The sequence below is a fragment of the Catenovulum maritimum genome (assembly GCF_001050375.1).
GTDB lineage: Bacteria > Pseudomonadota > Gammaproteobacteria > Enterobacterales > Alteromonadaceae > Catenovulum > Catenovulum maritimum.
The window spans coordinates 483506-509128 of sequence record NZ_KQ130482.1 but is presented as its reverse complement, the minus strand read 5'-3'; the positions used below and the strand labels follow the sequence as shown (position 1 = coordinate 509128).

The following is a 25623-nucleotide window of genomic DNA, read 5'->3' as shown; positions in this document are numbered from 1 at the left end:
ACAAAATATTTTTTGATGCAAAATGAAACAACAACACAGTCAACAATCAACAAAAATAAAACACTATTAACTATATATATTTTGTTTACATTTAGTGGCTTACGCTAAAGTTCAATTAAGCGAACTGAGATTAACTTCATTGTCACACTCGTCAGAACAAGTTGAAAATAAGATAAGAGGAGGTTGAATGAAGATAAATGTTATGAGGTTGTCCTATTTCAATCTCAAACAACCTCAATACACTTATGTGGTGAACATGTGACTATAAAACATAAATTAGAGATGAAATGCCGCTCACTTGAAATGAACGGCATTCGTTTTCATTTGAATTCTTCGAATTCAAATTTTCAATTTATCTAAAACGGTTTTTCCTAAATAATCCAAAAAAAAGAACCAGTAAGCCATAACCCATAGAACCACCTGATGATGTAGCCCCTTCTTTTGGCTGCTCTGGTGTTGGCTCAGGGTTAGGAGTCGGCTCTGGGCTAGGCTCAGGCGCTGGCGCTTGCGCTGGTTTAACCACAGGATCTGCATTAGGATCACTTAAACAACTCGTGCAATCATCAAGTACAGCGTTAACACCCGGTCGCCAATTGGTCCCTTGTAATTCATAAGCACCAATATCAGGAGCTGGACCTGTATATTGGTGTACTAAACCATCAATTAATCGGCCATTATCAAGCAATTCTGAATCATCATTTGGCATAAAATTTATTGATTTATCAGCTTCGTACTTAACTTGATTAGTTGAAATTAAGCTACTGTCGATATCATATGCTGGGTTGGTTAACCAAGCTGGGGTATTTGAATAATTGTTCCATACACGGTTGTTTTGTTGCACATGGCCGTTAACCCACTCGCCCATGGCACGTTTAACATCTAAAATAGTGTTGTGATAGATAAAATCATTAAAGTTTTCCCAATTAAGTTGAATACCCGACCAAGGCAAGTTCCAGACAACATTGTGATGGACTGTGTATCCTTTACTATTATTATCTAAATAAATACCTGCTACTCTTTGATCGTGATACGAACGACGTGCTGGTGAATGAAACCAGTTATGATGGACAACTACATTTTTATCATCTTGATTACCCGTTACATAAAAAATGCCGGTGTCATTATTTATCTGCGCGGTTTGTGATATTTCATTGTAACTAAACTCTGAATTAATCCCAGTTAAATACACGCCATCTCGTCCCGTATACGACATATCATTTTGCGTAATCAACGCCGCCTCGCCCGTTGCACGAATTAAACTCGCGTGAATGCCCAAGGTATTAAAGTTGCGAATAACATTGTTTTTAATTGTTGTATTTTTACCCTTACCACCCCAACCTACAATATAGATACCGTTTAACGAACCGTGCTCTATGTGGTTGTTTTCAATTAAGCTATTTTTCCCAGAAACGGTAATTGAGCCCTCGGAAACTTGCGCATCAGTATTATTAAGTTCACCCATACGTTGTAAGCCGTGAACTATTTTGCCATTAATAAATTGGTTGTTATCGCCCTCTATCAGTACATTTGCACCAAATACTTCAATTCCTTCAATTCTAATATTATCACCCGATAATTGAATAGCGTGTTTGCGCGCTGTAATTTCAACTTCATTATCTTTAGGTATGAGTCCATTAGCTGTTTGTAAATATAACTCGTCTGTGCTTTTGTCATAAAACCACTCATTTTCGTAATCTAATAGCTCTAATTTTCCGAAAACAAAAAAACGACCGTAGTTGCCTTCTCGTAGATGCACTGGGGCATGGGGATTAAACGGCCATTTAGTTGTGTCTACTTCAACAAAGTTAAGAGAATTATTGGTGGATGAGGTGATTTTCCGTGTCCAACTTGTGCCAGAATGGGAACCTAAATACCAGATATAACCATAGGTTAGGTCTACATCTGGTATGTCTGCATGGCTGACGCTTAAACCCGAACCTTTTTGTGCAAGCTCGATTGTGTCTATGGTGAATCGATTTAGGTCTTGATCATTGGGATATCTGGCTAAATCCATCAAATCACCATTGTGATAAAGCTGAAAATAAGTCTCATCAGCCACCTTATTCACTCCAGCGACACTGACCCTAGATATACTATTTTGATGAGCCGACCAACCCGTTAATGGCTCTGTACCTGATATAACAACATTCGAATTATCAGCTGCTTTTACTCTAATAGGCTGAGTTTCAGAACCACTTGCCGTAATTTTTAACGTTTCTCTATATATCCCTTCTTTTAATACTAAAGTATCTCCGGCAGCTAATATGGAAACACCTTTAGCTAGTGTTTTAAAAGGTAAATCTACACTGCCGTTATTGTTATCGTTACCTAGAGGTGAAACATAGAGCTCTTTTGCAAAAAGCCTAGTTGTGGGTAGAGCTAGTGCGCATAAAGCCACAGCCAAAGTAATTATTTTGCATCGCATGTTAGAACCGCCTAGAATTATACATTTATCAATTAATTGTAAACAATGATGACTTTTGATGTTAAATTATACGCAGCATGAGTTCAAATGATTTATCAATTAATTCTAAATAACCTGGATCTATACATGGGATTCAGACTAAACACACTTGAACATTATCCACCCGAGGTTAGCAATGAAAATAATAACTCTAATATGCGGTATCGCTTTATTATCAGGCTGTACAATAATAAGCCCGAAAACAGAGATAAATGGCCCCTACACTAAGCCAAATAAAGCGCCAGAAATTGAAGCCTTAAATTGGCAGCTGGTCGAAAGTTTATCTGATGAGTTCAACGATAATCATATTGACCTGACTAAATGGCAACTCCAACCTAGAGCGAATGGCTGGGTATGGATTGGGCGTCCACCGGGCTTATTTAAAGCAGAAAATGTCACAGAAGCCGAGGGTAATTTAAACGTTGAAGTTAGCGTATTACCAAATAAAAAAACAATAGAAAACAAAGAATTTTTGTATCAAGGTGCTATTGTTCGTTCACTTGAAGCTGGCCAACCAGGCTGGTATTACGAAACTCGAATGAAAGCTAACGCAACTGAAATGTCTTCAACATTTTGGCTGATGACTAAAGGAAACACAGTTAAAAAGTTAGAATTGGATATTCAGGAATGCGTAGGTAAACGCTCAGATAATGCTGCTGATTGGTCTAAAGGCTGGGATCAAATCTTCCATTCAAACTCGATACACAGAACTAATCAGTACAATCCTGATCATATTCAGATTGAAGATTCTGTGACGACTAAAACCAAAAATCACGAGCGTTATTATGTTTACGCAGCTTGGTGGAAATCAGAAACTGAAGTCAGATTTTATTTAGACGGTGAGTACGTTTATTCAATCACGCCACCTATAGGTTGGGACGTACCAGCATTTATTCATATGGCGATTGAAACTTATGACTGGAATCCTGTGCCACAAGGCGGAGGCATGATTAAAACAGGCAACAAAGAACAGCGTACAACCTCATACGACTGGGTAAGAGTTTGGCAGATAAAACCAGAAGCCAATTAAATTATTAACACACCTCGATGACTAAGCATAAACTAACCTCAACTCGAGATAAGAAATTAGCTAACCCCATTAAGTTATTGGTATTATTAATTTTTATTTCTTGAAAGGTATTTTTTCTTAGAACAAGGCGAATTTGCGTACGTAATAGCTGGCTATTACTAGCGAATTCAACGCAGTTATCAGGAAAAAGGCCCTCAAGAAAGCAAGTTGTGATCCCGAATTGAGGTTAACTATCCTTTTATTAAATAACAAAAGTACGTAGTTTGTGCGTGGATATTTACTTTGCCTAAGCAGCATCATGAGTAATGACATACATGTATAAGTATTGTTGAATGGAAATTTATAAATAATGAAAAAAATACAGAAGATTAAATTTAGTTTCATCATTGGATTAATATTAATTATTACTGGTTGCTCAACCTCTAAAAACTTAGTTACCTCCCCTGTAATACATTCGTTAGGCGACACTTGGCAACCCTTATTAGATAAGAATAGTGATGGTTGGGAAATTTGGCTTGGAGTGCCTCACCCTTCTGTCAAAGGCTTACCAGTAAACACATTTACTATGGAAAAATTATGGTTTCACGGGGATCCTGCCGACGCGATTGGGCAGAAAAATCTAAAAGATGTTTTTACTATCAATAATGATTCTGGGGAGCCAGTATTAAATGTAACGGGGGAAATATACGGAGGTATATCAACCAAAGCACACTATCAAAATTACCATTTAAGTTTGCAAGTAAAATGGGGAGATAAAAAATGGGAGCCTCGTTTAAACGCGTTACGGGATAGCGGTTTGTTGTTTCATTGCCAAGGCGAGCATGGTGCATTTTGGCGCACATGGAAACTTTGTCACGAATATCAAATACAAGAAACTGACCTAGGTGATTATATTCCTCTAGGAAATGATAGCGGATATCTAAAAGGTAAGATCCGTTCACGAGATCCAATTCCTAACAGTGCGGAACACCAGCAGCGCTCTGTCTATGATCCAGCAGGCAAGCTAGGATATGTCGGTTATGCTAGTGCATCTCCTGTTGTTGATAAGCCGCATGGCGAATGGAATACACTTGAATTATTTACTTATGGCGACCGAGCCGTATTTGTCGCAAATGGCGAAGTGGTAATGGTTGTTCAGGACATGCAAGACACCAAAGGTAACCCACTTACGTCAGGTCAAATTCAGTTGCAATCAGAAGGTGCTGAACTTTCTTTTCGTGATATTAAGATTAAAAATTTAACGCAAATGCCAACTAAATTCTCGCGCTATTTCTAGCAATTGAGTTTTGTGTAATTTACGTCACTTCCATCGAACGATCCCACAATTTTTTGTCGGATAGGCAATCTTCATTACTGAGCATCGCCTATCCGAGAGAAGTTATGATGGCAAAAAAATACGCTACCCCAGCAACATTTATTTCTACCCATGTGTTTTTGGATACAAGTCAACATAATGCTGATATTCACTAGCAATTTTCGCTAGTATTTTTTGCTCTTGCATTGAGGGCTCGTGCGCGCCAGCAATGGGTGGTAAAAATCCCATACCAGCCAGTAACATATGCCAAGATTCAGATGGATAGATGTTAGCTATTTCAGCTTTGACTAAAGTATCCCTGAAATCTTTTCCGCTACACCAAGCATTCATCAGGGCTTTTAACGAATCAGAAATTTTAATTTGTTCCCGGCAAGCACGCCAATATTCGCTATCACTTCGAGTATTAGTTAGGTAGTGAGAAACAATATAGTCACGCACGTTTTCAAACAAATGCTCTATTTCACGATTATAAACTTCTTGATAATCATCAGTACCTTCACCCATCTCGTATAACAATATAAAAGTTTCAATCGTACTCTGGATAAAATGTAAGCCAGTAGCTTCTAATGGCTCGATAAAACCTTGCGACAAACCAATGGCAACACAATTTTTCACCCAAGAACGTTTTACTCGCCCTACTTTCATAGGAATGATTTTGGGTTCACTAATCAGATTATCTTCACCAACAAATTCAATTAGTTCTTGTGTCGCTTCTTCATCGCTTATGTATTTGGAGCTATAAACATAGCCATTACCAGTTCGCGTGGTTAACGGAATTTTCCATGCCCAGCCATTACTCAATGCGGTAGAGATAGTTTGCGGTTGGTAGTGAGCCGTGGCCTTAGTTGCAACTGTGACTGCCCTATCGTTAAGCAGGTTGTTGTTAAATGGAATAAATGGTTCATTTAAGTGCTGCTGTATTAATAAAGCTTTAAAGCCTGTGCAATCAATATATAAATCTGCAGTAAAGCGTTTCTGCTCTTGACTAATAACGGCAGCAATTTCTCCGTTTGCATTAAGCTCAACAGTTTCCACATCCACATATTGGTGCTTCACACCGAGGTTTAAACAATATTGTTTAAGGTAATCAGCAAGTTTACCTGAGTCAAAATGGTAGGCATAAACATTTTCATGATCGACTTTGGCATCAGTGACTGGTTGCCGTAAGTCTTTAGTTAAACTTTGCAAGAAGAAGTAACCATCTGGATGGGCTTTAACGGCTTGACCATTGCGCCTTTCTATTGTTGCCTGTTCAAATTCAGAAGCATATTTTTCATCCAGATCGCTTAAAAAAGCATGAAAATATTGCTCATAGCCTGGTGTTTTAGACCAATTAACAAATTGAATACCGTTTTTGTAGGTTGCACTACAGTACGGCATCCAATCAGCTTCTTTAATTTCAAGCGCATTAAAAAATTGTTTGATGTATGGGGTTGAACCTTCACCAACCCCAACTGTACCTATGTTTTTTGACTCTATAAGCTCAATTTGGCTGTCTGGCCATTTTTTAGCAAGTAAACTGGCCGTCATCCAACCCGAAGTACCGCCACCAACAATCAATATCTTATTTTTAATACTCAACATTTGGTTTTACTCCGCAACACCTAGGCTCCTATCAATAGGGCTATACTTAAAATAAACATCAAAGCTTAAGCTCATAAACAAGCTCATTTAAACGAATACCACTATCTCCAGTTTAAATGCTGTATCCAGTTTCTACACTGGCGCCCAGCTAACAAAGCCATCCTAAATCACGTTTTTAGGTTTGATTTAGTATTCTGGTTTGCCAGTTTCACAGGCCAAACAGAAAAGTCTGACGGCTGGTCAGCCGACAGACTAATAGATAACCAATTAATGCTGAGCGACTAAAACACCCCACAAATCAACTCTGCCAACGTTAAGAGTAAGGTCTCCATTCGGTGCACGAGTTATTGGGACATTTCTGTTAACTCCGCCTGGAGCACGGTAACGTACGCTGGTAATTCGATCATCAAAAAGGTTTGCATCGATAGTTACCTTTACATTATTCCGCACAATTGGAGTATCGGTAGTGGCATTATGGCGACGATTAAGTAAGTGAATCACATATGGTGCATTGTTATTCGTTGACGATTGTCGTGGCATTGCACTAATCAGTTGGTTTCTTAAATTACCATTAATGAAAACATCTACCTTACCGCTAATATTTGCTGCAACAGTACCTCGCTGCGCGTAATCAATAACTGGAGTGGAACTCCATGTAAGCAGATTTTTCTGATAGCCACTTAAATAATTAGCTGAATTGCTATCTGTAAAAATAACATCGTATTCATTTAATTTATCAACATTCGGTGATGCTGGACGTGCAGGGTCACCGAAAACAAGCATATCATAAGGAATGTTTTGCTCGATCAAATACTGAGTACTGTTAAGCGCAGCTGGATTGCCATTAAAGTTCGTAGAATTAAGGCTTGATAAAGCTGGCCACACAAAACCTACTTTTGATACCGCTTCATAGTTGTCAAATAACTCAGAGTTATTATCTATAAATTGATATACTTGGCTATAGTGTTCACCGCCAATTTTCCATGCACTACCGTTGGCCCATACATTATCAGGCGCTGTCATGATCGACCCCATTGCATAGGCCTGTACAATCCACATATTTGCAGTATTTGGGCGATTGCGAGTTCTTAAATCCCCCCACTCTTTAGGAAATGGAAAGAAAACTAAGGATTTATCGTAATATTCAGCAGCCTTAAACTGTAAGATTGGTTGAATAGGCATTGTGGTTTTATTTCCTGCAGAATCAATAGCCATCTCTCCAGCGAAAAAATCTAAGCGGTCAGAAAAGATAAAACCTCTAGGTTCAATAATTGAAGTAGTCGCGGTAATTTGTATACTTGGTTGTTTTTGATCAACATAGTTAAATATTGACTGCATCACAGAATTTAATTTTTCTCTGGTGAAGTATACAAAATCTGCATACAGTGGAACGCCACCGTATATAGTAGAAGCGGCGTTTCGATATGTAGCAGCTGTGTAACCTAGGTTTTTCAAGAATGTGCGATAGTTAAAGTTATTGATATTTGCAATACCCATAGAGCTTAATTGGGCTGTTGTGTATTTGTTGTTTAAATATGCACGGAAGCCATTAATTGAATGTGGTGAAAAATCGCCACCAAACCAGTGTAAAGCGCGTGTTGAGGATGTTTGTGAATCAAAGAATACATGAGTAATGTCTGCTTCGAACATTTTATCCACTTGCCAGCGCATAAATTGCTCAAATCTAGGGCTATGAACACTCGGCCATGATGGCGTATTACCGTTATACGTTGGCGTACCAAGAAATTCCATTTGTACGTAATTGCCATCTAAATCTTGAACAAAATCAACCGCTGGATTATTTCCAAAATCCCAAAACCACCGCCAGCCCCAATCGAATTCACCTCGACCAACGTAATCTAAACCTCTATTTCTAAATCCTCCAACACTATTAACCCAAGGTTGGAAAATTTGATCGTTATTTAGTTGGCTTTGAGGCATGTGTCCCCAGAAAACGCCTGAACCACGTGTTGCGTTTTCTGCTATTGGCGTAGCATCGGGCACATTGGTGAACCAGATAGTTGATTTATCTATGTCTTCAGCTTTTGCTGAAGTCGATAACGCCAATAACATAGCAAGGCTTATGTTTAGTAAATTGAATCTAGCTTTAGTCATGTGTAAGTTTCCTATGTCTGTGTCAGAAATCTCAATAAAGGATTACAAGTTGGAATTAAAATCCATATAAACAAAATATTGCAAACTGTTAACAAAAACTACACCAAACAAAAACAAGATTCAACTCATTTTATTTCATATTTAAATCATTTTAACTCATCCAAATAAGCTATAGCCTAAATGATACTTGGTGTTAGCTGAATTTGACCGCACCAAAAATAGCCTTAAAAATTATTAATACAGATGAGTATTCTTACTCATAATAAACACTTTCTATTGTCAACAAGTTACAATGATGTAAAATGTGACATATGGGTTTGATAATTTTCAGCGAAGGTTAATACAATGAAAATAACTTTAGATGACGTAGCTAAAGAGGCTGGTGTTAGTCGTGCGACAGTAGATCGCGTTTTAAATGAACGCGGTAATGTTAGTCCAGTGACAGTAGAACGGGTTCATAGAGCGTTATACAGCACTAATTACTGGCTAAGTGACGAAGATGAGTTCCCTAAGAAAAAATATAATTTCGATTTTATATTCCCTACCCCACATTCTCGCTATTTAGATTTTTATTCACGTTTAATCGACGCAATCAAACATAGTTATAATGCTCACTTAGTCAATGCAAGATTTCACCGAGTCGAGGCCTTTAATCCAAATGCTTTAGCAGACAAACTCAATGAGATAGGATCAGATACCGACGGAATTGCCTTTGCAGCTTATGAGCACCCTAAGGTACGAACAGCCGTCGATGAGTTAGTTGCCAAAGAGATCGGTATTGTCACTTTAGTTTCTGATATTTCTTCAACCAATAGAACCGCTTATGTTGGTATCAATAATCGAGCGGCTGGCCGTACTGCAGGATTGCTAATGGGGCGGTTTTTAGGCCCGGGAAGCCAAGGTAAAATAGGCTTATTTTTAGGCAGTCATGCTTATTTAGGGCATGAGGAAAGAGAAGCAGGTTTCAGAGGCTTAATCCGAGAACAATTTCCAAATCTACGTATTATAGAAATGCCTGAGCTGCTAGATAATGACGACAGAGCCCAAGACCTAACCAGCGGCACTTTGGCTGAAGAAAATAATTTACTCGGCATATATAACATTGGCGGTGGTACGGAAGGAATAGCACAAAGTCTAAAAAATCTAGAATTAACAAATAACTTGGTATTTATTGCCCATGAATTATTTGACAACACTAGAGCACATTTATTAGATGGGACTCTAGACGCAATTATTAACCAAGATGTTAGCCACGAAGCCTTTAATGCGATTGAAATACTCATCAACCACAAAGAGAAACGCTCGATTTCTAAAGGCATAGTAGAGCCGAAAGTAGAAATTTACTTGCCAGAAAATATCTAATCTTTCTTATCTACAAGCTGCTGTTCGATTTCTTCAATTGTCTTGCCCGTTGTTTCGGGCAATAACTTGTACAAAAACATAAACCCGATCAGTGACGCGACTGCGTAACTTGCGAACAAACCGTCTGCTCCCATATTTAACAGCATCCAAGGGAAAAATTTTTGCATTAGATAACTCATAAGCGAAGTGATTAAAGCAAATAGGGGAATCAAAATAGCCCTGTGTGTCGTTGGTACGATTTCAGAAAAAACGACCCACATAACCGGTCCAATCGAAATATGAAAAGCACCGACAACAATAAGTATGCCAGTTAACACAAGCCATACATCAACTCGGGTAGCTAAGTTTAAAAAGTCCTTACTAATTTGTTTGGAGCTTATCCCATGATCAATTTCATTCAGTGCACCTAAGAACTGAGATTCATTGCTAAAAACAACACCTGATAATGCAGAAAAATTTATATTTTCTAATTCATCATATTTCATTTTCAATTGATTGATAGCATCCGCTTCAACTATGTAAGTTGCCTCATTAAAAGCCCAACTGCATAAAGCTAAACCAAGTATAGACATAACTAAACCAAGGTTAACCAAAAAACGCCGACCAAATTTTTCTATATATAGCACAGTCCATAGGGTAGTAAAAAAACCAACAATACCAATCAGCAGTGTATGTGAATAGGCGGTGCTGGTTGATACACCCGCTTTATCAAAAATCATAGGTGCAAAGTATAATATTGGGTTCATTCCAGTTAAGGGCTGGACGCAAGCAAATGCAATTCCAATTAATATAATAAGCCGATACTTTGGTGCTACAATCACACGTATTTTAGTCAATAAGTTTTCTTTGGGTGTTTCAGCATGAATCAGCGGCACGAGCTTGATAAGCTCAGCTTCAACTTGGTCTTTTTTAACCAATTTAGCTAGCGCTAATTTTGCTTTGGCTAACCTATTTTTTCCAATTAACCAACGTGGACTTTCTGGGACAAGTGAGACGAGTAATAGCCAAATAATTGCGGGGATAATTTCAAAGCCTAACATCCATCTCCATTCATTCGATTTAACGACTAAAGATTCAGGTAAATTCCAATTTGAGCTATCAATCGAAACAACTAAATAGTTAAATAACTGCGCAACGGCTACCCCTGCCACAATTAAAATTTGATTAAGCGAAACAAGCTTGCCACGCCTATCAGCTGGTGCAATTTCACCAATATACATAGCCGCAATTGATAGTGATGTAAAGGCCATACCACCAAGCATCCGAGCGATAAACAGTTGAGTGTAAGATTGCGCTAAAGCTGAAAAAACAGCCGAAATTAAGTAACAGCTAGCGATAAGTATTAATGCTTTTTTACGCCCAAACTGATCACAAAACCATCCCATAAAGCCTAGCGCAAAAATAACACCTAAAGCAGGGGCGCTGACAACATTACCTAATTGAAACTCATTTAAATTAAAATCAGCGACAATAAACTCAAGCGTACCTGAGATTAATGCTGTATCTATACCAAAGATAAATCCACCGAAGGCAACAAATAAAGAATAATAAATCGACGGATAAACTCTAGGGTTCATAAACACTATTCCCTTAACAAAACGCATGCACATTCTATAACATTAATCATAATTTGTTACAAAATTAATCTGTTATATCGCTTAATCTGTAAGCAAAGCATCTAAAAGACGCATTCAAAAAAGTCAAATAACATCATTTATCTAAACAAAATAATGACAAATCTCGTTTTATAGGTTAAATTTTATATATTGTTAACAATATACACGAATAGTAGAGATGAATTTAACCCGATTTTTAATTTATTTTTTAATTACTGTCAGTACCTTTAATGTGTCTGCTGAACAAAAGCGCCCCAATATTCTCGTTATTTTATCCGATGATGCGGGCTTTACCGATTTAGGTAGTTTTGGTGGCGAAGTCGAAACACCAAACTTAGATAAATTAGCAGCGCAAGGTATGCGCTTTAGCGCCTTTTATAGCAATGCCCGCTGCAGCCCTACCCGTGCCTCTCTACTCACTGGGCTTGATTCCGCAAAAGTAGGTTTTGGCGGCGGTGTAGTTGGTGACTGGGTGCGTGAGTTACCATTTGAAGCGCATAGAGGACGTCTCCCATATGATCAACCGCTCATTTCAGAACTACTAGGTGACAACGGCTATCAAACCTTAATGGTAGGTAAATGGCATTTAGGCGGCAGCTACATTAAAGATAATCCTAAGATGGCGAATGCTTGGCGTAGAACCCACCCGCCTCAAATGAAATTAACCCAAGAAGAAATGGAGCTTGATTATTTAGCCTTACCTCCTCAAAGAGGATTTCAGGAAAGTTTTGTGTTTCATGGTGCTCAAGGAAACTTATTTTACTTACCTAACAAGCCTCATGAATATTGGGAAGGTAATAAACGCGCTAAATTAAAATATGATTACCACTATGATATGCACTGTTACGCTAAAACACCATTTGCGAAGAAGATGTACAGCGATTGCCATGGCAAAAAGGGGAATGCGTTTTATGCCACTGATGGTATGACAGATAGAGCAGTTGAAATGATTGCTGATGCGGCTAAAAAAGAAGATCCATTTTTTATGTATGTTGCATACCGTGCTCCACATAAACCTTTACAAGCGCCAGAAGAATTAGTCCAAAAATATTTAGCCCGTTATAGCGACTTACAAAAAGTAGCAGATAACAGACATAAGGGCTTAGTTGAACAAGGCTTATATCCAAAAGATGCGAAAGTACGTAACAACAACTATATGTGGACAAAGCAAGCAAAAGCTAAAATAGAAGAGTTCAGACTAATGTCTGCAGTGCATTCGGCCATGATGGAAAAAATGGATGAAAACATAGGTAAGCTTATCCAAGGACTTAAAGATAGTGGTGAGTATGACAACACTTTGATTTTATATATGTCTGATAATGGCTCTGCGTCTCATATTGGAGACCTAATGAACGCGCCTTTCAATGGTGTTAAAGCCTTGTTATGGGAAGGTGGGGCAAGAGCTCACGCGATTGCAGCTTGGCCAAATGTCATTAAAGAAAACACAATTAATGATGATGTAGTTTGGGTGGGTGATTTAATGCCGACTTTCTTAGAGATGGCTAATGTCGATTTCCCTAAGACTTATCGTGGTAAAACTATCTATCCATTAGATGGTCGTAGTGTTTTGGCTTCGCTTAAAGGCGAAAAAATGGCGCCACCAGAGGCTATTTTTAATAACGATAAAGGCCAGCAAAGTGTTATTTATCAAGGCCGTTGGAAGCTGTTAATTGAGCCAGGTTGGTATTTACAAACGTTAGCAAAACCAGGTATCAATGTTGAGCTATATGACTTATCTAAAGATCCAGGTGAAACAACTAATTTAGTTAAGAAAATGCCAGATTTAGTGGCTAAGCTGACTAAAATGTGTGAACAATGGAAGTTAGATAATAAAATTACTGATTACGCAGAAATCATTAAATTAAAACCAAGTGATCCTTATTAAATTTGTCATTGATAAGTCCTAAATGTGTAAACACAAAACACATTCTAGGGCGGGACAATGAAAATAAAAAAGCCACTTCAAAACTATGAAGTGGCTTTTTACTATCTAGGATGGGACATAGAGTTTGTTATTTAACCTTTCTTCGCACCCAAAACATAGCCGCCAACAATGGAAAAAATGCTAATGTTGAAGGCTCAGGTACCGAGACCTGATGTTGTTCAACTGGAATTTCAACAAAGTTTATATCCGATACAAACTGATCAAGTAGAGTAAATTCAGGCGAAGCTGAATCAACTAAAGCTTCAAATTGAACATGCCCAAGTCTAAATGAAGTCCCCAACTCTGCAGCAAAACCATCTAAAAATAAAACATCCAAATAAAGCTCGTCGGCACTAGCTAAGTATGCATCGCCAGATGCACCAAAGTTATAGATTTCGTCTGAATCCATCCAACTAAAATCAATAAAGCTAAGCTGACTGTCATCAAACCCAAAATCAAACTGCAAAAAGTCTATATAAGGGTTAGCATCATTAACGAAAAAATCAACGGTTACCGTCTCCCCAGCCGTGTAACTATCTTTATCCGCTTGGGTTGTAATCAAGCCTGCATTAGCATTAAAAGCTAAAAACAATGTTAATAAAATTGAATATAATTTCATCTCAATACTCCAAATTAATCATTACTTGCACAACGTGCTCGAGAACATAAACGTGCCATACCACTCATATCTCGGATATTAACAACACCATCTTGGTTGAAATCGTATCTAGAATTAGTAATTTCACCTGCACGCACTGCGGAATTAAATTGACGCATGTCTAACCTATCAACATCCCCGTCATTATCTAAATCACCAAATAATCCAATTTCAACTATCATGCTAGCTTCACTCATTTTATTGTTGCTATCTGTCGCAACAGCTTTAAATACATGAGTACCAGCAGATAAACCGAGTAATTCATCAGCATAGTCAGGCGTGCCCCAAGTAAACGGTGCTTCGAATACTTCTCGTGTTAAATCATCATTTATGTATAAAGCAACACTCACAACGTCTATATCCTCTGCAGCTGTTTGAACATCGGCAGTAACAGATAACGCAGGATAGCCATCTAATAATTGAATGTCGGATTCAACAAAATTTACTGTTGGCCCTGGTAATTCTTTTACAATCAAGGTCATTGTTGCTTCGCCTTCTAAACCTTGGTTGTCCGATGCAATAGCAGTAAAAGTATGGACACCAGCGCCTAATGGCGTTGGGTTAGGTTCGTGTCTATCTAACCAGCCCATAGCGCCAGTTTCGTGTGGTGCAAATGAATGACCAAAATTCCAAATAGGTTTAGTATCTTTTCGGATTAACTCACCATTAATATATAAAGTAACAGATTCGATGCTACGGCCTTCAACAGGTGTCTCAGCATTTACCGTAAATGCTAATTTTTCATATCCTTCATATACAGTTAGGGTTTCATTTGGGAAGCTTACAACTGGTGGTTCAGGCAAGCCTTTTACTGTTAATGTCATACTGGTTTCATTTTGAACACCCTCAGTGTCAGTGACGACGGCTGTAAAAATATAAGTCCCAGCGGTGAATGGCTCTGGGTTTGGCGAGTGTGAATCTAACCAGCCCATTGCACCCGTTTCATGTGGTTTAGATCCATGGCCGAATAAATATGGAACTGAATCATCTGTACGAACAAACTCACCATCAATGTAAAGTGATACAGATTCAATTGTTCGATCTGGTATTTCAGTTGCTGCATCAATTGTAATGGCTAATTTTTCATAACCTTCATCGACTGTCATATCGCTAGATGGAAAACTCACCATAGGCGTTTTTGATAATACAGTTAAAGACATAGTTGCCACACCTGCATCGCCTTCACTATCCACAGCAACGGCTGTAAAATTATGCACACCTGCAGGAAGCGGATTAGGATTAGGTGAATGACTATCTAACCAGCCCATAGCGCCAGTTTCATGTGGTTTTGATCCATGCCCGAATAAATAAGGAACTGAAGTATCTACTCTTACCTCTTCACCATTTAAATATAAAGTAACAGATTCAATTGAGCGATCCGCAATTGGGCTAGTCGCATCAATCGTTAATGCTAATTTTTCAAAACCTTCTTCAACAGTCATTGAGCTAGAAGAAAAAGCAACTTGCGGTGCATTCGCTTCAGCTTCAAGATCTAAATCAATGATTTGAAGGTACAGCGGCATAGCACTGCCAGACGTTTTTTCCATTAAATAGAAATAGATTTTACCGTCTTTAATGTAAATAGTGCCGTGATCAAAGACTGGGCCGTCAGTTGCTTCATAGACGCGGACAAAGTCGTTGCTGCCCCCTTTCGCTTTCTCAACATAAGGACGTCCATTTCTAAGACCAGCAATGTAAATATTATCACCCGCTGTGTATATCTCACTGGCACCCGTAAAATCTGAAGTAACAATAAAATCTTCAGCGCCTACCGGCTTGTATGCATGAAGGTAGACTTCTTCATAATCTGGACGCTTAGAATCAGTCGATTTAACTTTACTAATAATATGTACATCACCACGTTCTGTTACCGTCCAATCAAAGCTACCAACAATATAAACAGAGTTGGCTTCTTCATGGCTAATATAGTCGCCCGGCTCAAATACTTTGATTTCATCTGAATTGACTAAAGGCCAAGTCATGGCTTCGCCTTTGTGGTTTTTCCAATCACCAAAACCTTCTGGATGATCTGAATAAGCGTAGTAGACACCGTTTTGATATTTATATTTGTCGTTATTGTCACTACTTCGCTGCTGGAAACCGACTCTAAGCTTACCATTGACATACTTCATGTTGCCATATAAGCCCCAATTGTATTCATTGCCATGTGATTTCTGGTTGTTCAAGTTAAAATTGGTGAATCGAGACCAAGTTTCAGTTTCCGCGTCATAGCGGTTAAATACATATGCACCATTATTGTTACCACCTAAACGCATATATAATAATAAGGTACCATCAGTAGTGGTAAAAAATTTAGGATACGTTAAGCGTGAAAAATTACCTTTATCAGCTAAAGAACCAGTCATTGTGAGGTGTTTGTAATCATCATCACCTTGGCTTACTGCACTTGTGTCTTTTACAAATTGCTCTAAAGTAAATTCTGCATCAGATACTTCAGCTGCATTTTCTTTACTAAAGCTATATCTAAAATAATCATTTTTAAACTTACCGCCATGATTGTTATCATCATAAGCATGCATGTCATAAACCATATGGATAGTTCCATTAACTGGGCTAACAGCTAAACCTATGGTGTTGTGAGATTCGCCGACTAAAGGATCGCCTCTAAAACCCGTGTGTTGATGAGGAAATTCAATGGTTGCGACACTACCAGTTTGAGTATTGTATCGAGATAACATGACGTGGCGATCATATTTACCGCCTCGGTACCAAGTCATGAAAACATAATGTTTGTAGGTCTTAACCGCATCTCCATGAGCGGAAATATTTCGACCAAAGAAAAAGTCGTATTTATCACCTGTATCGGGATTAGCAACATTACCATAATCAAGATCAGCACCATCAAAGTGTAAACCATAGTCAGTAATCTTAACTTGCTGTTCAAGAGTCACTTGCGCACTTGCTGGTTGCATTGAAATACTCATGAAGGATCCCATGAGTAATATATTTCTCAATGACAGCAATTTTTTATTTCTTAAAATTTTCATCTTGTGCCTACTTATTAAAATGCTTTTGAATTTTTCAGAATTCGTTTATCAAACTAGCCCAACTGCACTAATGAAATAGATAAGTGTCCCTTCACCAGTTATGGTCAGCTGAAACGGAAGATTATCAAAAAATCAAAACCACTCAACAAAAAACACACAAAAACAACCAAATTTAAACATTTTATTTCAAATGCGGTACAAATTAAAACAAAAAAGCTTAAAGCTAACTAAAACCACTATCGAATGGTTCGAAATTAAACGAGGTTTAACATAACTTGTTACAAATAAGTGAATATTGGAGACACCACCATAAATACAATTAATTGTTTACAATTTATTAATTAATGTTAATAATTAACATAGAAAATACAATAAAAGCACTTAACAAACATTAAGGAAACAATTAATGCTAAACAAAATCACGTTATGTACATCTTTATTACTTACAAGTACATCAACTTTAGCTGCTGATTGGGATGGTGTACCGATTCCAGCGCCAGCAGGCCAAAACAAAACCTGGCAATTACAATCCATTTCTGATGATTTTAACTACACAGCCTCACCGAATAATAAACCAACCGCTTTCACTAGCCGTTGGAACGATAGTTACATTAATGCTTGGTTGGGCCCTGGAGATACAGAGTTTAGCGCAGGCCACTCGTATACAAACTCAGGTAACTTAGCCCTGCAAGCAGCTGAAAAACCAGGTACGGACAAAGTTTACGCTGGTATAATTTCTTCAAAACAAACATTTACTTATCCGCTTTATATTGAAGCGCGTGCAAAATCAACTAACAACACTATGGCGAATGCTGTGTGGATGTTAAGTGCAGATTCAACGCAAGAGCTAGATGCAATGGAGGCATACGGTAGTGATAGGCCAGGCCAAGAATGGTATGACCGCCGAATGCATGTAAGCCATCACGTGTTTGTTCGAGAGCCATTTCAAGATTATCAGCCCAAAGATGCTGGATCATGGGTATATAATGACGAAGAACCATGGCGCGTTGCTTATCATAACTATGGTATGCACTGGAAAGATCCTTGGAATGTTGATTATTACATTGATGGCGTCTTAGTCAGAAGCGTTTCAGGTCAGCAAATGATTGATCCGCACAACTACACCAACGGCACTGGCGTTAATAAGCCGTTGCATATTATTATTGATATGGAGCACCAAGATTGGCGAGATGTTAAGCCAACTTCTGCTGAGCTAGCTGATCCAGCAAAAAGCATTTTCTATGTGGATTGGATCAGGGTCTACAAGCCCGCTGATTCAGGTACTTCAGCACCAACACCACCTGCAGGTGCAACATCTCTTGAAGCCAGACATAGCAGTAGATGTATAGATTTATCCGCGGGCAATTCAGCCAATGGTACTAATATGCAACAGTGGGGTTGTAATGCAACCAATACTAACCAAGATATTACTTTTGTTGCGAAAGGTGGTGGTTATTATGAAATGAAAACCAAACACAACAAATGTATTGATGTTGCGGGTAAAGCCACCACAAATGGTGCAAACCTCGTACAGTGGAATTGTTACAATGGTACAAACCAACAGTTTAAATTGCTTGATAAAGGTAATGGTTGGTTCCAACTACAAGCCAAACACAGTGGCAAATGTTTAGAAATTGCCAACTCTGCAACCACCAATGGTGCAAACTTGCAGCAGTGGGCTTGTGGCAATGGCAACAACCAGCAATGGAAGTTCCAATAATCTGACTCATTTTAACCGCAATCAAGTTGATTGATTGCGGTTATATCTATTTATCAAAAATTTCAAAATAACTATTAAATGTGGCAATGCTAAATTTTAATAATTAACACCTTATTTTTCTATCATATACGGCCTGTTACTTCCTACCCGAATACATTAATCTGGAGCTTCATTGAAATCGGGTTCCTGATACCTCTGCCAGTTAGCGAAAGTTAACAATGTAATAACTAATACAGGTTTCAAAAAAGATTTTGTTTGATTCCATTACGACTTTCAGGGCTGGATAATGAATTAGCCCATTCAATTGCCGCTTCTTCATCTAATTCAAGCCACTTTTGCATAATTATCTTTGCTATATCAGCTTGAGTACTTTCAGGGATACTATCAAACCTTTCAACAATCCATGCTATATCTTGGTTTACTATATTTTGAGCTACATGCGTTAAGATTTGTTGTTGAGCACTTGAATTATTTTCAGTTAAGGCAAGCTCCCAAGCAAATTGATAATCTTGGGATTGTGAAACAGCCAAATCTAAAATAGCGCTTAACGCAGTTACTCGTTCTGTTTGAACTTCTAATGTTCTTGCCCATTCTAAAGTTGAGCTTAAATCAACTTCAGCGCTGACATGAGCGTAGCGCTCAATAAGTTGTGTTTTATCTGGATTTTGTGGCATTAATTCTAAATAGTACAAGGCCTCAGAAGGCTTCTCCTCTATCATGTTTAACAGCAATTTTTTTTTCACATAGTGATACATTTCAGGACGCTCTCGACTCTCCACCCAAGCTAATACTGCAGCATAATCTTGTTCTGCCCAATTAGTTAAAATGCTGTCAATTACCTGATTCTTTAATTGTGGATTGGTTACGTTTTCTGCTAAGGATAATATAGATATTGGATTATCTATACTTGCACCAACATACGCAGAAACAATTAAATCTGATTTAACATTATATTCAAATGATTGAGATTCGAGCCAAGATAATATTAAATGTAAATTGTTACCGCTTGCACCACGAATAACGTCATAAATTAAATAGTTTGATACCTCAGGTGGTAACAAAACTAATTGTTCTAAAGCTTTTGCCAAATCGAATACCGCCCAAGCGCTATATAGTCTCAGCAGTTCATCAATTAACAGCGGTCTTTCAACTAATAATAAGTCTATGCAAATTTTAATTTGCTCTGGACTATCAAGCTTAGATCTTTCATTTTTGCAATCATCTACATTTGAGGATTGGAGCTTAGCTTGTTGTAAGGTGATTTGTTGACTATGCGACTCAAATATTTGTTCTGTGTTTAAAACATTGGCTTGAGGTTCGGTCGATTCAGGTGTGTTAGCTGCATTTCTATAGAAGAAAGTCAAAAAACAAACTATGCAACACAAAATGATTGAGGAGACGAGCATTGAGCCTTTCATAACTACACCGCAAAATTAAACAACAACCAATTGTATACAATTTACATTAAAATAGCATTTATATAGTCATCTGTGTTGTATTCTAGAAAAGCTCAATTCATAGAGGCTAAATACGGCTACAAATTTTGCCAACTAAATAAGCTATTACTTAGCTGGCAAAATAAGCAAAAAAGTTATCTCTTAATCTCAACTGATTGATTAAATGCTTGGATGGACATTGTAGTAACATAAAGCCAGCATCGTAAAATTTAACTGGCACCTAAATGTTTGCCTGTAACAAAAGTGAAATCAGCAGGAAACTAGTTAACTGTTCAATGCGTGTAGTTCCATACATTAAAGTATAGATCTGACAGTGATGTAGTTTTACTTAATCTATCCTTGCCATTTACTCATTTCAGCGGCTGCAAGTAAAACAGCACCCACACCATATAATTGGGTATCTGATTTTTTGACTGGATCCGGGGACTTACCCACTTGTTGAACCCAGTTTACCCTGCCATCTGGCTCAATAGCTTGTTCAATTGCACGCCAACCATTTAAAACAGCAGATTTATATTTTGCTTCAGTTAAAATCCCGTTATTTACACCCCATGCTAACCCATAGGTAATAAAGCCAGTGCCACTAACTTCTGGTGTTTTAACTTTATTAGGATCTAGCAATGATGCAGGCCAATAACCGTTCGGATTTTGAGCTCTCAATAAACCCGCAGCATTCTTTTTATATAATTCAATATACCGATCACGGGATGGGTGATCCTGTGGCAAATCATTAATAATCAGAGGTAATGCAGCAAAAACCCAGCCGTTTCCTCTACTCCAAAAAACCGGCTTGCCATTGTCACTTTTCAACTCAAAATACCGGCTATCGCGGTAAAATAAACCGTATTCCTCAGAAAAAAGGTAGTCTACCGTCGCCCAAAACTCTTTGTCTGCATACTCAAAATATTTAGGGTTCCCAGTCACATTCGATAGTTTTAACCAAGTGCGTGGCGCCATAAATAAAGCATCAGACCAACACCATCGATCCTGACATGGCCCTTCAAATGCGAAACGAGTTTTCTTTTCCTCTTCCATCTTTAGTCCCACTTGAGGTGGGTTTGCTAAAATATCATCAAATAACTGCTGGATTGGCTTATATGCTTCATGGTTGCCCGTTTGCTCAGTTAACCATAAGTAGGTTTGACCGATTGCATGATCATCTGCGTGTGTTTTACGATGCATTCTCAAACCATAATTCTCAGCTTTAGCTACTTGGTCTATATGAGAAATCAATTCACCATCATTTACTGTTTTAGTCCATTCAGACAAGCCGATATAGAATGCTGCTTGGATCCAGTTTTTAGGATCTTTTGTTGCGTTATGATAACGCTTCGCAATGTAATCTAGATTATCTAAATGATTAACCTGCCAATTGGCAGCTTGTTTGCCTATATTCAAGGCTGATTGCTGGACTGAAGCAGTCGCTTGCACTGAAACTTCTGACGTATTTGACTGAACCCCGCAGCCAATTAAACCACTAGAGAGTACAGAGAAAAGTCCAAATGCCGCTAGTCTGTTTTTGTTTTGTTTTGTAATGACCATGATGAATTCCGTCGTATACGATTAAACAATTTAAAATTAAGCCAAAATGTAAATTTATGAGCAAAAATGTTACTGATAGTTATACCTTATACAATAAAAATCAATTTAAATCATCTTTAATCACAAAATAAGATCCTATTTTGGCTATACGTTCAGCTTTGGGGGCAAGGTTGATTAACGACCTAACTGAATAGTACAGTTTAATTAACGCCATACTAGTCATACCAAAAAAAATAAATAATTGATAAATATAGTTTTAAATGGGTATAGCAATAAGTCCTAGTTACTTTTACTAATACGGATTTAAAAATAAATGCTGATTCTGGCACAGACTAGGCTTACAAGCTGAGATTGTGCTTTAAAGCAAATCTGCTATATTAATCAAGTTTAGTCAAAATAAATCCTTTAATTTGAAAAATTGTGAAATCTCGCTATGAAAAGAAATATTGCTTCAACTTTTATTCTGCTATTTTTGAGCGCACTCTCAGCCCAAGCTCATAGTGCAGATATACTAAAACCAACACAACAGCCAAATGTGTTGATTTTTTTAATTGATGATTTGAGAGTTGATTTAGGAACTTACGGCAGTAAGCATGTAATCAGCCCTAATATTGATGCGCTGGCTGATAATGGCATAAAATTTACTCAAGCTTATGCGCAACAAGCCATTTGTGGCCCATCTAGAGTCAGTATATTAACAGGCTTACGACCTGAAACCACAGGGTTATATACAATTGATAGAGCCGGTCGACTTCGTCCAAATCAACCCAATGTAGTTTCCATGCCGCAGCTGTTTAAAGAAAATGGTTATAAAACTATCAGTATAGGTAAAGTTTACCATAGTACATCTGATGATACGGATAACTGGACGACGCACATAAAAAAATTGGAAAATTTTTACTCCATTAAAGGTAATAAAGAGACTAAGTTTGCTTACGAAGCCGGTGATGTAGCGGACGACTTTTATAAAGATGGTAAAGTTGCTTTAGATGCGATAGAGACACTTAAAAAAGTAAAAAATGATAAATTTTTGATGGTAGTTGGCTTTAGTAAACCGCATTTACCTTTTAACGCACCTAAAAAATATTGGGACTTATACCAACGCGATCAATTTGAAGTACCAAGTCATTCAAAACCCAATAACATGTACAGGTTAGCTTTGACTAAATGGAATGAGTTACGCATGTACGGTGGCATTCCGAAAAAAGGAGAGTTAGACGACGAGCTAACTAAAACCCTAATCCATGCATACTACGCATCTGTTAGCTATATGGATGCTCAACTTGGAAAAGTAATGCAAGCGCTGGATGAATTAGATCTGCGTAAAAAAACGCTTGTTGTATTTATGAGTGACCATGGTTATAAATTAGGTGAGTACGGCGCATGGAATAAGCACACAAACATGCAATTAGATACTAGAGTTCCACTTATTATTAGCCGTGAAACGAGCGCAAAATATCGACTAACTGGCGTGGCATCATCGGCCTTAGTTGAAAATATAGATGTATTTCCTACCGTCGCTCGTGCGGCAGGTTTAAGCTTACCTAAGGTAGATGGTCAAAGCTTATTGCCTTTACTCGTCAATCCAAATATGAGTTGGGATAAAGCAGCTTATAGTTTATTTAATAGAGGTAAGAAATATATGGGTGTCACTGTAACAGATGGTGCTTGGCGCTATACTGAATGGCGCAATGCTGACACACAAGAAATTCTATTCAAAGAATTATACGATCATAGAGAAAGTGAAATTGCGGCGGCTAACTTATCTGGTAAATTAGCAGTCAAAAATATCGAAGCAAATATGGCTGACCTACTCTATAAACAATACCCAACAGACGCACCGTCTTTCAATGCTAAGCGTAGTGTCAACAACAAGTAATTATACTAAAACTACATCATGTTATAGACAGTTAAGCGTATTGGCGCTTAACTGTCTATAACCTATCGATTAACAAGATAATAGAGATATCAAGTTCTCAATTGTTCAAAAACTATATTTTAGTGACTACAAGTGCCAAATAAACCTGACAGACCACCAAGCAATTGAAATCATTTATAGTCATTTTAAATCAAAACAATTAACACTTTACTCATATTTCTTGTATCATCTCTGCCAAATAATTGGAGTTAACAAGTTTATGAAAAATAAAAGCCCACTCGTAGTCGCAAATTGGAAATTAAATGGCGGTACAGATTTAATTTGTGCATCTGTCTCTAAATTTCTTCGCCACAACTTTAAAGTTAATATTGGTATCGCTCCTCCTTATGTATATCTAGGAGATATGGCAAATTTCTTAAAAAACTCTTCAATCATGATCGGCAGTCAAAATATCAGTAAATTCGAATCTGGTGCTTTCACTGGAGAAACATCTGGTCAAATGCTTAAAGAAGTTGGCTGTAATTTTTGTTTAATTGGTCACTCTGAACGTAGACAAGTTTTCTTAGAAAATAATGCGTCATGCCAGACTAAAATCGCTAGAGCTTTAGAAGCTAACCTAATGCCGATTATTTGCATAGGTGAAAATGAGCAACAATATGAGTTAGGACTAACGAAGCATATTTTATATAAACAACTTCATGAATCATTACAAGGTCAAGATTTAACAGGCAAAGAGCTTTGCATTGCCTATGAACCAATCTGGGCTATTGGTAGTGGTAAAGCGGCTTCACCTGAATCTGTACAATCTATTCATGCTTATATCTATGAAGAAATCTGTACGATTTTTGATAAAGAAACAGCAGACAAGATTAGAATCATATATGGTGGTAGTGTAAATAAAAAGAACGCAGCCGAATTACTAGCAATGCCAAACATCGACGGTCTTTTGGTAGGTGGTGCGAGCTTAGATCCTGAACACTTCTCCGAAATCTGTGAGCTAGCGAATAAACAAGCTGCTAATGCAACAGTGCAAACGAATGCAGAAGCTGTCTTAGCCTAATTAGATAGTACAACAAGTAGTCAGGCATTATCTTCCGATCTGACTACTTGTGTTATTTCAATTTATTACTTGCTTGGATAAAACTGTAAGTACCCGCTTTATCGCCACTCATTTTATCAATGACCATAAAGCGAAGAGATTAAACGTCTACCTCAACTCTGTGGCCTAAGCTAAGCCAACGACGATAACCGCCATCCATACTAATCACATTGGTATAACCCATTTTTTGCAAGTTATCCGCAGCGAGTGCAGAGCGATATCCGCCGCCACAGTATAAAACCAATTTAGTCGCTTTATCCGGAAATTGAGATTCAATATCACGTTCAATGATACCTTTACCTAAATAAGTCGCATCAGGTATATGCCCTGCAGCCCATTCATTTTGCTCTCGAACATCAATCAATACAAACGCTTGATCTTGCTCTTTCATTTCAAGCATGGTTTCAATATCAATCTCTTTAATCTGAGCTCTTACTTGATTAACTAGATTTAAAAAGCCTGAACTATGCTGCGCGCTCATAAGCACTCCAATTTAAAGGTAGTTTTATACAGCTTCGTCGTTTTCTTCACCGGTTCTAATACGAATAACGCGCTCAACATTAGTAACGAATATCTTACCATCACCAATTTTTCCGCTTTGAGCAACTTTCATTATGCTTTCTAAACAACGCTCGACCTGCTCTTCTGTCACAACAATTTCAACTTTTACTTTAGGTAAAAAATCAACATTATACTCTGCACCACGGTAAAGCTCTGTGTGGCCTTTTTGACGACCAAAGCCTTTTACCTCAGTGACTGTCATACCCGTGATACCAATTTCAGCTAAACCTTCTCTAACATCATCTAATTTAAATGGTTTAATTATAGCTTCTACTTTTTTCATTATTAT

Annotated in this window: 17 protein-coding genes; 7 read left to right on the top strand and 10 right to left on the bottom strand. The window is 37.8% G+C overall.

Annotated elements, in window-relative coordinates; translation table 11 throughout:
- Positions 1 to 352: 352 nt before the first annotated feature.
- A complete protein-coding gene (locus XM47_RS01775) occupies positions 353 to 2425 on the bottom strand; it encodes a right-handed parallel beta-helix repeat-containing protein (RefSeq protein WP_048688702.1) in 2073 nt (690 codons plus the stop codon).
- A gap of 175 nt (positions 2426 to 2600) precedes the next feature.
- On the opposite strand from XM47_RS01775, the gene XM47_RS01770 reads away from it, so the two are divergent.
- Entirely contained in the window at positions 2601 to 3494 is an 894-nt protein-coding gene (locus tag XM47_RS01770) for a LamG domain-containing protein (protein ID WP_053084492.1), read from the top strand.
- 349 nt (positions 3495 to 3843) lie between these two features.
- On the top strand, positions 3844 to 4770 hold the full coding sequence (locus XM47_RS01765) for a 3-keto-disaccharide hydrolase (RefSeq protein ID WP_078061804.1): 927 nt from the start codon (positions 3844 to 3846) through the stop codon (positions 4768 to 4770).
- A gap of 144 nt (positions 4771 to 4914) precedes the next feature.
- Here XM47_RS01765 and XM47_RS01760 read toward each other — a convergent pair whose 3' ends face one another.
- Together XM47_RS01760 and XM47_RS01755 are read right to left on the bottom strand one after the other, a co-directional pair.
- Entirely contained in the window at positions 4915 to 6393 is a 1479-nt protein-coding gene (locus XM47_RS01760; RefSeq protein WP_048688700.1) for a tryptophan halogenase family protein, read from the bottom strand.
- Between the two features lie 267 nt (positions 6394 to 6660).
- Complete coding sequence (locus XM47_RS01755; RefSeq protein WP_048688697.1) at positions 6661 to 8508, bottom strand: hypothetical protein; 1848 nt, start codon at positions 8506 to 8508, stop codon at positions 6661 to 6663.
- 345 nt (positions 8509 to 8853) lie between these two features.
- Between XM47_RS01755 and XM47_RS01750 the strand changes: the two genes are divergently transcribed.
- Positions 8854 to 9870, top strand: coding sequence for a LacI family DNA-binding transcriptional regulator (locus XM47_RS01750; protein ID WP_048688694.1), 1017 nt, complete (start codon positions 8854 to 8856; stop codon positions 9868 to 9870).
- On the opposite strand, the gene XM47_RS01745 is transcribed toward XM47_RS01750, so the two are convergent.
- Entirely contained in the window at positions 9867 to 11447 is a 1581-nt protein-coding gene (locus tag XM47_RS01745) for an MFS transporter (protein WP_048688691.1), read from the bottom strand. The genes XM47_RS01750 and XM47_RS01745 overlap by 4 nt on opposite strands.
- A 217-nt stretch (positions 11448 to 11664) precedes the next feature.
- Between XM47_RS01745 and XM47_RS01740 the strand changes: the two genes are divergently transcribed.
- Positions 11665 to 13371, top strand: a complete 1707-nt coding sequence (locus XM47_RS01740) for a sulfatase-like hydrolase/transferase (RefSeq protein WP_048688687.1) — start codon at positions 11665 to 11667, stop codon at positions 13369 to 13371.
- 127 nt (positions 13372 to 13498) lie between these two features.
- Here the strand turns inward: XM47_RS01740 and XM47_RS01735 are convergent, their stop codons facing one another.
- Entirely contained in the window at positions 13499 to 14029 is a 531-nt protein-coding gene (locus tag XM47_RS01735) for a PEP-CTERM sorting domain-containing protein (protein ID WP_048688685.1), read from the bottom strand.
- Positions 14030 to 14043: 14 nt separating this feature from the next.
- Positions 14044 to 17013: a BNR-4 repeat-containing protein gene (locus XM47_RS01730; RefSeq protein WP_245623398.1), complete on the bottom strand. Its 2970-nt coding sequence runs from the start codon at positions 17011 to 17013 to the stop codon at positions 14044 to 14046.
- Between the two features lie 469 nt (positions 17014 to 17482).
- Here XM47_RS01730 and XM47_RS01725 point away from each other — a divergent pair, with 469 nt between their 5' ends.
- The gene (locus tag XM47_RS01725) at positions 17483 to 18796 is read left to right on the top strand and encodes an RICIN domain-containing protein (RefSeq protein ID WP_048688681.1); all 1314 of its coding nucleotides are present in this window, start codon (positions 17483 to 17485) and stop codon (positions 18794 to 18796) included.
- 239 nt (positions 18797 to 19035) lie between these two features.
- Here the strand turns inward: XM47_RS01725 and XM47_RS01720 are convergent, their stop codons facing one another.
- Both XM47_RS01720 and XM47_RS01715 read right to left on the bottom strand, forming a co-directional pair.
- The gene (locus XM47_RS01720; RefSeq protein ID WP_149865426.1) at positions 19036 to 20214 is read right to left on the bottom strand and encodes a hypothetical protein; all 1179 of its coding nucleotides are present in this window, start codon (positions 20212 to 20214) and stop codon (positions 19036 to 19038) included.
- A 372-nt stretch (positions 20215 to 20586) separates the two neighbouring features.
- Positions 20587 to 21795 carry a glycoside hydrolase family 88/105 protein gene (locus tag XM47_RS01715; protein ID WP_149865425.1) on the bottom strand — a complete coding sequence of 403 codons (1209 nt, stop codon included), beginning with the start codon at positions 21793 to 21795 and terminating at the stop codon, positions 20587 to 20589.
- Between the two features lie 433 nt (positions 21796 to 22228).
- Here XM47_RS01715 and XM47_RS01710 point away from each other — a divergent pair, with 433 nt between their 5' ends.
- Positions 22229 to 23674 carry a sulfatase gene (locus tag XM47_RS01710; protein ID WP_048688677.1) on the top strand — a complete coding sequence of 482 codons (1446 nt, stop codon included), beginning with the start codon at positions 22229 to 22231 and terminating at the stop codon, positions 23672 to 23674.
- Between the two features lie 259 nt (positions 23675 to 23933).
- Positions 23934 to 24734, top strand: a complete 801-nt coding sequence (gene tpiA, locus XM47_RS01705) for a triose-phosphate isomerase (RefSeq protein ID WP_048688675.1) — start codon at positions 23934 to 23936, stop codon at positions 24732 to 24734.
- 139 nt (positions 24735 to 24873) lie between these two features.
- On the opposite strand, the gene XM47_RS01700 is transcribed toward tpiA, so the two are convergent.
- Complete coding sequence (locus tag XM47_RS01700; protein ID WP_048688672.1) at positions 24874 to 25254, bottom strand: rhodanese-like domain-containing protein; 381 nt, start codon at positions 25252 to 25254, stop codon at positions 24874 to 24876.
- A gap of 24 nt (positions 25255 to 25278) precedes the next feature.
- Complete coding sequence (locus XM47_RS01695) at positions 25279 to 25617, bottom strand: P-II family nitrogen regulator (protein ID WP_048688670.1); 339 nt, start codon at positions 25615 to 25617, stop codon at positions 25279 to 25281.
- Between the last annotated feature and the right edge of the window lie 6 nt (positions 25618 to 25623).